Raw genomic sequence first — 9661 nt, 5'->3', positions numbered from 1 at the left:
CAGGAGCGAAATTCATCATGGCTCAAGGCTAACGCCTTATCAGAAGTCGAATATACGGAAGCAGTCGTACCTAGGTTCAGAGGCAGATTATTTCACTGGCAAAACGGGAGGAGTCCATATACGGATGAAATCCGGGGGGCGGTTTGCAGCGATGCTTCCCGGATTTCATCCAGGCTACAAGCTGGTGCGCACCGATTGCTCGCCTCTTGAAGTACCCGGATAAAAAATCGTCCTAGTACATTCAGCCGCTCAATTTCCCGCTCATACACTCGGCCGCACACCTTCACGGAACGTGCGCCATGTCTTCCATCCTCTTCGATGACCTGCTCCAGGCTCGCCAGCGTATCGCCGGCCTGGTGCGTCAGACGCCGCTGGAGCACTCACCGAGCCTGAGTCGCCTGGCCGGTGTGCCGGTGTGGTTGAAGCTGGAGTCGCAGCAGGCCACCGGCAGCTTCAAGCTGCGCGGTGCGAGCAACGCGGTGGCGCAGCTGGATGCCGAGCAGAAACGCCTTGGCGTGGTCACTGCCTCCACCGGTAACCATGGCCGTGCGCTGGCCTTCGCCGCCTCGCAGCAGGGCGTGAAGGCCATCGTCTGCCTCTCCGAGCTGGTGCCGCAGAACAAGGTGCGCGCCATTCGTGAGTTGGGCGCCGAGGTGGTGATCAGCGGCCGCAGCCAGGACGATGCCCAGCGCGAAGCCCTGCGCATTGCTCGCGAGCAGGGCGCCGCGTTCATCCCGCCCTTCGACCACCCGCACGTGATCGCCGGCCAGGGCAGCCTGGGCCTGGAGATTCTCGAGCAGTGCCCGGATGTCTGCGAAGTGCTGGTGCCGCTGTCGGGCGGCGGCCTGTTCGCCGGCGTGGCGCTGGCGATCAAGGCGGCCAGCCCGGCCATTCGTACCCACGGCGTCAGCATGCAACTGGGCGCCGCCATGCACGCCAGCCTGCAGACCGGCGAGCCGGTCGAGGTGGAAGAGCTGCCGACCCTGGCCGACTCGCTCGGCGGCGGTATCGGCCTGGACAACCGCTTCACCTATTCCATCACCCGCGAGCTGTGCGACCAGGTGCACCTGCTCGACGAGGCTTCCATCGCCCGCGGTATTCGCCACGCCTACCGCGAGGAGCGACTGGTAATCGAAGGGGCCGCCGCGGTGGGCATCGCCGCCCTGCTCGATGGCCTGATCGAGCCCCGTGGCCCGGTGGTGGTGGTGGTTAGCGGCCGCAACATCGATATCGACCAGCACCTGCGGGTGCTCAACGGCGCCGACGCCTGAGGAGTCCCCATGGCCAAGACCCTGATACTCAACCAGGCCGATTTGCGCGGGTGCGTCGGCCTCGACACCGACAGCCTCGAGGTGGTGGAAAACGCCTTCCGCCTGCTCGCCACGGCTGCCGTAGCGATGCCGCCGATCCTGCGTCTGGACGTGCCCGAGCACAACGGCGAGGTGGACGTGAAGACCGCCTACCTGCCCGGCGTGGCGCACTTCGCGATCAAGGTCAGTCCCGGTTTCTTCGACAACCCCAAGCTTGGCCTGCCCAGCCTCAACGGCCTGATGATGCTGTTCTCGGCACAGACCGGTCTGGCCGATGCGCTGCTGCTGGATAACGGCTACCTCACCGCCGTGCGCACCGCCGCCGCTGGCGCCATCGCCGCCAAATGGCTGGCCCGTGAAGACGCCAAGGTGGTCGCCATCCTCGGTGCTGGTGAGCAGGCGCGCTTGCAGCTGCAGGCCCTGCGCCTGGTGCGCGATGTAAGCGAGGTGCGTATCTGGGCGCGCGATCCTGCCAAGGCCCAGGCCATGGCTGCCGAGTTGGATGATGCGCGCGCAGTGGACAGCGTCGACGCAGCGCTGGACGGCGCCGATATCGCCATCACCACCACGCCCAGCCGCGAGCCGCTGATCCAGCCGCAGCACCTGTGCTCCGGCCTGCATATCACCGCCATGGGTTCGGATGCCGAGCACAAGAACGAGATCGCCCCAGCCGTGCTGGCGCGGGTCGATGCCTACGTGGCTGATCGCCTGAGCCAGACCCGTGTGCTCGGCGAGCTGCACCACGCCATCGCCGCCGGCCTGGTGCATGCCGAGGATGATTTCGCCGAGCTCGGCCAGGTCATCGCCGGTCAGCGCCCCGGTCGCACCGCCAATGACCAGATCACCCTGTGCGACCTGACCGGCACCGGTGCCCAGGACACCGCCATCGCCAGCCTTGCCTATCAGCGCGCCGTCGCGGCCGGTAAAGGCCTCAGTTTCGACTCCTGAAAACCTGCGGGCGCGGCACGCCGCGCCTGAATAACCGTTCCATCACGAGGGCAACGCAATGTCCGAAATCGTCGTCAACCTCCCCTTCAGCCGGGAGGAATATGCCCAGCGCCTGGCCAAGACGCGTAGCGCCATGCAGGCCAGGGGCATCGAACTGCTGATCGTCACCGACCCATCCAACATGGCCTGGCTCACCGGCTATGACGGCTGGTCGTTCTACGTGCACCAGTGCGTACTGCTGGCGCTCGATGGCGAGCCGGTCTGGTATGGCCGCGGCCAGGACGCCAACGGCGCCAAGCGCACGGTGTTCATGCAGCAGGGCAATATCGTCGGCTACCCCGATCACTACGTGCAGTCCACCGAGCGCCACCCGATGGACTACCTGTCCAAGGAGGTCATCGCCGCCCGTGGCTGGGACAAGCTCACCATCGGCGTCGAGCTGGACAACTACTACTTCAGCGCCGCCGCCTATGGCTCGCTGCAGCGCAATCTGCCCAACGCGCGCTTCGTCGATTCGACTGCGTTGGTCAACTGGCAGCGGGCGATCAAGTCGCCCACCGAGATTGGCTACATGCGCATCGCGGCGAAGATCGTCGAGAAAATGCACGCGGCGATCTTCGACAAGATCGAGCCGGGCCTGCGCAAGAACGAGCTGGTCGCCGAGATCTACCGCACCGGCATCCTCGGTGCCGACGGCCATGGCGGCGACTACCCGGCCATCGTCCCGTTGCTGCCCACCGGCGCCGATGCCAGCGCGCCGCACCTGACCTGGGACGACTCGCCGATGATCAGCGGCGCCGGCACCTTCTTCGAGATCGCCGGCTGCTACAAGCGCTATCACTGCCCGCTGTCGCGCACCATCTATCTGGGCAAGCCGCCGCAGCATTTCCTCGACGGCGAGAAGGCCGTGGTCGAAGGCATCGCCGCCGGCCTGGAGGCGGCCAAGCCGGGCAACACCACTGGCGATATCGCCCGCGCCTTCTTCAAGGTGCTGGAGAAATTCGGCATCCACAAGGACAGCCGCTGCGGCTACCCCATCGGCATCAGTTATCCGCCGGACTGGGGCGAGCGCACCATGAGCCTGCGCCCGAGCGACGAGAGCGTGCTGCAGCCGGGGATGACCTTCCACTTCATGCCCGGCCTGTGGCTGGACGACTGGGGCCTGGAAATCACCGAGTCGATCCTGATCACCGACAGCGGCGTGGAAACCCTCTGCGACGTGCCGCGCAAACTGTTCGTGAAGGACTGACGGCGCTTGAGTGTAGGAGCCGGCTTGCCGGCGATCCGCATCAACACCGCATCGCTGGCAAGCCAGCTCCTACGAAAAGCGGCGCTATCGAGACATCCACTTATGCCGGGCTTTGCACCATGACCCAACTGCGCGACAACCCCATCAGCCTCACTGTCGATTTCGACCGTGACGGCGTGCAACACGGCTTTCTCAAGCTGCCCTATTCCCGTGACGATTCGGCCTGGGGCGCGGTGATGATCCCGGTGACCGTGGTGAAGAACGGCAGCGGCCCCACCGCGCTGCTTACCGGCGGCAACCACGGTGACGAGTACGAAGGCCCGCTGGCGCTGAGCAAGCTGGCCCAGCGCCTGCGCGCCGAGGACGTCACTGGCCGGGTGATCATCGTGCCATTTATGAACACCCCGGCGGTGCAGGCCGGCACCCGCACCTCGCCAATCGACAAGGGCAATCTCAACCGCAGCTTTCCCGGCAAGCCGGACGGCACGGTGACGCAGAAGATCGCCGACTACTTCCAGCGCACGCTGCTGCCGCTGGCCGACGTGGTGCTGGATATCCACTCGGGTGGCAAGACCCTGGATTTCCTGCCCTTCGCAGCCTGCCACGTGCTGCCCGACAAGGCGCAGGACGCCGCTTGCGCCGCCGGCATGCGCGCCTTCGCCGCGCCCTACTGCATGCGCATGCTGGAACTGGACGCAGTGGGCATGTACGACACCGCCGCCGAGGAGCTGGGCAAGGTATTCGTCACCACCGAACTGGGTGGCGGCGGCAGCTGCACGGCGAAAAGCCTGGCCATCGCCGAGCGCGGGGTGCGCAACCTGCTGATCCACTTCGGCCTGCTACAGGGTGAGATCGAGGCCGCCGAGTCGGTGATGCTGGATATGCCCGACGGCGACTGCTTCGTCGCCAGCGAAGACGATGGCCTGCTGGAGATGTGCCGCGACCTCGGCGATACGGTGGAAAAGGGCGAGGTGATCGCCCGCGTACACAGCGCCCGCCGCACCGGCGCGCCGGCTGCCGAATACCGTGCCAAACGCAGTGGCTTGCTCGCAGCCCGGCATTTTCCGGGGCTGGTGAAAAGTGGTGATACCCTCGCGGTCATCGCCGAGGTGGTGAGTTGAGAAACCCAACCTGCAGCCGCTGTGAGAGCGCCTGGCCATGCTCATGAACGCCGGTAAGGCAAAAGCTTCGCGAGCAAGCTCGCTCCTACAGGCCTTGCATCGTTCCCAAGATAGGCGTACTGCCGATGCACAAGCTCGACCGCTATGACCTGAAGATCCTGCGCATCCTCGAAGGCGACGGGCGGATCACCAAGTCGGCCCTGGCCGAGGCGATCAACCTCTCGGTGACGCCGGCCTGGGAACGGGTGCGCAAGCTGGAAAGTGCCGGGTTGATCAAGGGCTACCGCGCGCAGATCGATTGGGCGGCGCTGTTTCGCAGCCAGCAGGTGCTGGTGGAAATCACCCTCGCCCGCCACACCGCGCAGGATATGCGCCGCTTCGAGCAGCGCCTGAGCGAGGCGCCGGAGGTGGGCTTCTGCTACGCCACCGGCGGCGGTGTCGATTACATCGCCATGATCCGCGCCCGCGATATCGACCACTACCAGCGTTTCGTCGACCAGCTGTTGCTCGAAGACCTGGGCATCGAGCGTTACTTCACCTACATCGTCACCAAGACCATCAAGGCGGACACCTCAGGCGCGCCCGCCGAACTGGATGACTAACGTACGCCAACCACCAGATGCCGAGCGCCCGTAGGATGGGTTAGCCGCCGCCGGAGTATTCGAACGCTTCGCCTTCTTGGTTGCGGCGTAACCCACCATCGGAGCAACACGCTTTATTGCCTGGTGGGTTACACGACGCGCCACGATGGTGGGCATCGTCGACTGGCGTTTAGCGCCGCTAACCCACCCGGGAAGTGGTTCGACCGACACTGGAATACTGTATTAGAGCTTGCCTTTCACCGCCGCCAGCCCGTCACCGCCATCACGGGTTTTCACACCCTCCAGCCAGCCATCGAGCACCTGCGGGTTGGCCTTGATCCAGTTCCTGATCGCCGTGGCATTGGCCACCTTGCGGTTGAGCACGTCGTCCATGATGGTGTTCTCCATCTCCTGGGTGAACTTCAGGTTGGTCAGCAGCTTGCCCACGTTCGGGCATTCGGCCACATAGCCCTTGCGCGCCAGGGTATTGACCGAGCCGGTGCTGCCGAAGAATTTCTCGCCGCCCTTGAGGTACTGCATATCGAATTGCACGTTCATCGGGTGCGGCGTCCAGCCGAGGAACACCACGAACTCGTCGCGCTTCACCGCGCGGCCAACCTGAACCAGCATCGCCTGCTCGCTGGATTCCACCAGCTGCCAGTCGCCGAGGCCGAACTCGTTACCGGTGATCATCTGGCGGATGTAGTCGTTGGCCGGCGAGCCGGAGCCGATGCCGTAGATCTTCTTGCCGAACTTGTCGGCGAACTTGGCGAGGTCGTTGAAGTCCTTCACGCCGGCTTCATGGGCGTAGGTCGGCACGGCCAGGGTGTATTCGGTGCCGCCGAGGTTTTCCACCACCTTGTCGATCTGCCCGCTGGTCACGTAGCGGTCGTAGTCGTGCTGGCCGGCCGGCATCCAGTTGCCGAGGAACACATCGACCTGCCCTTTCTGCAAGCCGGCGAAGATGATCGGCACGGCCAAGGTGCGCGTCTGCGCTTTGTAGCCCAAGCCATCGAGCAGCAGGCTGGCGATGCCATTGGTCACGGCGATGTCGCTCCAACCGGGATCGGCCAGGGTCACCGTGGAGCAGCTGGAGTTTTCGGTCTGCGCCTGGGCGCCGTGGGCGAGTGCCAGGAGCGAGGCGCCGAGCAGGAAAGCTTTGAGCGTCATGAGTGAATCCTTTCCGAAGATGAGTCGCTCCGCGACCTTAACGGCCGTGGGCCGGAGGCTCAACCTCCGAGTCGTGATTGGACGCGATTGGTCGGGAATACGAAGGCATCAGCGGTAAACCGTTCGTCGGCTCGTCTCCTTGGAAATGAACCAAAGACTTTTCCAGGCAGTCCGTCTCCGGGATGGGCAGGAGGCATCGTTTCCGATGCAATGCCTTGATTCGGAAGGGCTTCCGCGCAAAGGCCAATCACCAGGGTCACTGGGTTTGAATAAGTTCTTCATGTCATTTTGCCTGGGAGGCGCTCTTTTACTGGGAATTTGTACCCAAGCCTCCGCCACCTTTCGTATCCACACCCTTCCTGCCACCGCGCCAGCGGTCGCGCCCAAACCGTCCAGCGAAGTGATCGACCGCGCCCTCGGCGCGTTGGGCACGCCTTATCGCTGGGGTGGTACCAGCCTGCGCCACGGCTTCGATTGCAGCGGCCTGGTGCAATACGCCTTCAAGACTCAGGACGACCTCGACCTGCCGCGCACCTCCCGCGCGCTGTCGCGCCTGGACGCACCCTCGGTGAAACGCAGCGACCTGCAGCCGGGCGATTTGCTGTTCTTCCGCATTCGCAGTCGCTCGGTGGATCACGTGGCCATCTACATCGGTGAGGGCCGCTTCGTCCACGCGCCGCGCCGCGGCGCCAACGTGCGTATCGACTTCCTCAACAACTCGTATTGGCAGCGGCATTTCCAGTTGGCCAAGCGGGTGGTGCCGGAAGCCTGAGTCAGCGGCGGCGCGACCTTCCATCCGAGCGGTTTGGTCATCTGCGGGAAAACCTATCCCGCGGGTCAACAACGCGCTAGAATGCGCGCCGCTCGCGGCCATGTCGGCTGCGGCAGTGGGTTCCCTAACCCCACTCCATGAAAAAGGACATCGACATGACCCTGATTCCTGCGTCGGTCAGTCGGCCCGTGCTGGCCGGCCTGATCGCCTTCCATATCCTCATCATCATCGCCAGCAACTACCTGGTGCAGCTGCCGATCACCCTGTTCGGCTGGCATACCACCTGGGGTGCGTTCAGCTTTCCGTTCATCTTCCTGGCCACCGATCTCACCGTGCGCCTGATCGGCAAGCATTCCGCGCGGGTGGTGATTGCCCGTGTGATGCTGCCGGCGCTGGTGGCCTCCTACGTGGTGTCGGTGCTGTTCCACGAAGGCGCTTTTGGCGGTCTGGCGGCGCTGGGCGAATTCAATCTGTTCGTCTTCCGTATCGCCGTGGCCAGCTTCTTGGCCTACGCCTTCGGCCAGTTGCTCGATATTCAGGTGTTCGACCGCCTGCGCAAGATGCGCCAATGGTGGGTCGCGCCGACGGCCTCGACCATCTTCGGCAATCTGCTCGATACCTTCCTTTCTTCTCGGTGGCGTTCTGGCGTAGCGATGACCCGTTCATGGCCGCCAACTGGGTGGAGATCGCCACCGTGGACTACGTGATCAAGCTGGCCATCAGCCTGAACCTCTTCGTGCCGCTGTACGGCATGTTGCTCAGCGCCATCGTGCGGGCGTTGCCGCAGCGTACTGCCACGGCGTGAGGCGCACTCGCCGCTGAAGCCCCTCCCACGGTGGCCTGTGGCAAGTATGTGGGAGGGGCTTTAGCCGCGATTGCCCGAGTGCCGCCGTCAAGGCATGACGGGCGCCCCAGAAATCTTCTGTTCCGGCTGATCCTTCAGAAAAAACTGCGGTAACGCCTGCCCGGCTTGGAAAAAACGCCAAGCCGCTCTTCCCTAGCATGTCTCCCATGCCCATCGGCCCGGAGACATCGCCATGCCCCTCGACCATCCCCTGCTGTTCAAATCGTTGTGCTATGTCGACGGTCACTGGCTGCACAGTGACGACGGCGCCAGCATTGCCGTGCACAACCCTGCCGACCAGAGCGTGATCGGTCATGTGCCGATGCTTGGTGAGCAGCAGATCGTTGCCGCAGTGGATGCCGCCCAGCGCGCCTTCGCCGACTGGCGCGAGCAGAGCCTGGAAACCCGCGCGGCGCTGCTGCGGCGCTGGGCCGAGCTGATTTTGCAGCATCAGGAAGACCTGGCGCGCATCCTCAGCCAGGAACAGGGCAAGCCGTTGGCCGAAGCCCGTGGCGAGATCCGCTACGCCGCCAGCTTCATTCCCTGGTTCGCCGAAGAGGCGCGCCGGCTCTACGGCCAGACCATTCCCAGCCATATCCCCGGTGCTCAGCTCGGTACGGTGAAGGAGCCGGTGGGCGTTTGTGCCCTGCTCACGCCGTGGAATTTCCCCAGCGCGATGATCACCCGCAAGGCTGCCGCGGCGCTGGCCGCCGGCTGCACCGTGGTGGTCAAACCGGCGCACGAGACGCCCTATTCCGCCTTTGCCCTGGCGCAACTGGCCGAGGAGGCCGGCTTGCCCGCCGGCGTATTCAATGTGGTATTGGGCGAACCGCAGATGGCCATGGAAACCCTGGTCAAAGATGCCCGTGTGCGCTCGGTGAGCTTCACCGGCTCGACTCGCGTGGGCAAGCTGGTGCTGCAGGCTGCGGCTTCCGATGTGAAGAAGGTGGCGCTGGAGCTGGGCGGCAATGCGCCGCTGATCGTTTGCGCCGATGCCGATCTCGATCACGCCGTGCAGGTGGCGCTGGACGCCAAGTTCCAGACTTCCGGCCAGGACTGCTGCGCCGCCAACCGCATTCTGGTCGAGCGCCCCGTCTACGAAGAATTTCTACAGCGCTTCGCCAAGGCCGTGCGCGGCCTGCGCGTCGGCCCCGGGCATGACGCGCGCAACCAGATTGGCCCGCTGATGCACCAGGCTGCGCTGGACGTGACGGCCGCACGGGTTGCCGATGCCATCGAACAGGGCGCGCGCCTGCTGGCCGGTGGCGAACCGCACGCGCTGGGCGGCTGGTTCTGGCAGCCGACGCTGCTGGCCGACATCACCGACAGCATGCGCATCTACCGTGAGGAGAACTTCGCTCCCATCGCCGGCGTGCGCGCCTTCGATACTCTGGACGAAGCTGTGACCATGGCCAATGACACCGAATACGGTCTGGCCGCCTACATTTGTTCCAACCGCGTGGATGTCGTCCACCCGCTGATCCGTCGCCTCGACCACGCCATGGTCGCGGTCAACGGCACCAAATTCACCGGCCATCCGATCCCCTTCGGTGGCATGAAAGCCTCCGGCCTCGGCCGCGAGGGCGGTACGGAAGGCTTCGAGCCCTTCGTCGAAACCAAATACTTCTGCATTCATCATCAGGGCCAGCGCTACTGAGCCAAACCG

The 9661-nt window shown here is 64.6% G+C and carries 9 protein-coding genes and 1 pseudogene; 9 read left to right on the top strand and 1 reads right to left on the bottom strand.

The genetic code is table 11. The annotated features are described in order from the left end of the window. The 6 genes from PSOLE_RS24435 to PSOLE_RS21465 all read left to right on the top strand — a co-directional run. A partial coding sequence (locus PSOLE_RS24435) for a hypothetical protein (RefSeq protein ID WP_211281482.1) occupies positions 1-223 on the top strand: 223 nt, incomplete at its 5' end. A 76-nt stretch (positions 224-299) separates the two neighbouring features. Further along, positions 300-1271: a hydroxyectoine utilization dehydratase EutB gene (gene eutB, locus PSOLE_RS21485; protein WP_074860204.1), complete on the top strand. Its 972-nt coding sequence runs from the start codon at positions 300-302 to the stop codon at positions 1269-1271. A 9-nt stretch (positions 1272-1280) separates the two neighbouring features. Continuing rightward, complete coding sequence (eutC, locus tag PSOLE_RS21480) at positions 1281-2258, top strand: ectoine utilization protein EutC (protein WP_074860207.1); 978 nt, start codon at positions 1281-1283, stop codon at positions 2256-2258. 58 nt (positions 2259-2316) lie between these two features. Further along, positions 2317-3507, top strand: a complete 1191-nt coding sequence (doeA, locus tag PSOLE_RS21475) for an ectoine hydrolase DoeA (RefSeq protein ID WP_074860209.1) — start codon at positions 2317-2319, stop codon at positions 3505-3507. A gap of 119 nt (positions 3508-3626) precedes the next feature. Then, positions 3627-4628, top strand: a complete 1002-nt coding sequence (doeB, locus tag PSOLE_RS21470; RefSeq protein WP_074860211.1) for a N(2)-acetyl-L-2,4-diaminobutanoate deacetylase DoeB — start codon at positions 3627-3629, stop codon at positions 4626-4628. A 125-nt stretch (positions 4629-4753) separates the two neighbouring features. Beyond that, positions 4754-5230, top strand: coding sequence for an Lrp/AsnC family transcriptional regulator (locus PSOLE_RS21465; protein WP_074860212.1), 477 nt, complete (start codon positions 4754-4756; stop codon positions 5228-5230). A gap of 222 nt (positions 5231-5452) precedes the next feature. Here the strand turns inward: PSOLE_RS21465 and choX are convergent, their stop codons facing one another. Then, a complete protein-coding gene (gene choX, locus PSOLE_RS21460; RefSeq protein WP_088339348.1) occupies positions 5453-6379 on the bottom strand; it encodes a choline ABC transporter substrate-binding protein in 927 nt (308 codons plus the stop codon). A gap of 400 nt (positions 6380-6779) precedes the next feature. Here choX and PSOLE_RS21455 point away from each other — a divergent pair, with 400 nt between their 5' ends. The 3 genes and pseudogenes from PSOLE_RS21455 to PSOLE_RS21445 all read left to right on the top strand — a co-directional run bounded on the left by PSOLE_RS21455 (position 6780) and on the right by PSOLE_RS21445 (position 9652). Beyond that, on the top strand, positions 6780-7151 hold the full coding sequence (locus tag PSOLE_RS21455; protein ID WP_371254495.1) for a C40 family peptidase: 372 nt from the start codon (positions 6780-6782) through the stop codon (positions 7149-7151). Between the two features lie 155 nt (positions 7152-7306). Then, a pseudogene (locus tag PSOLE_RS21450) lies at positions 7307-7956 on the top strand (7-cyano-7-deazaguanine/7-aminomethyl-7-deazaguanine transporter). A 232-nt stretch (positions 7957-8188) separates the two neighbouring features. Then, positions 8189-9652, top strand: a complete 1464-nt coding sequence (locus PSOLE_RS21445; protein ID WP_074860217.1) for an NAD-dependent succinate-semialdehyde dehydrogenase — start codon at positions 8189-8191, stop codon at positions 9650-9652. The last annotated feature ends 9 nt before the right edge of the window (positions 9653-9661 follow it).

The sequence above is a fragment of the Pseudomonas oleovorans subsp. oleovorans genome, assembly GCF_002197815.1.
GTDB classification, from domain to species: domain Bacteria; phylum Pseudomonadota; class Gammaproteobacteria; order Pseudomonadales; family Pseudomonadaceae; genus Aquipseudomonas; species Aquipseudomonas oleovorans.
This window is presented reverse-complemented; position numbering and strand designations above follow the sequence as displayed.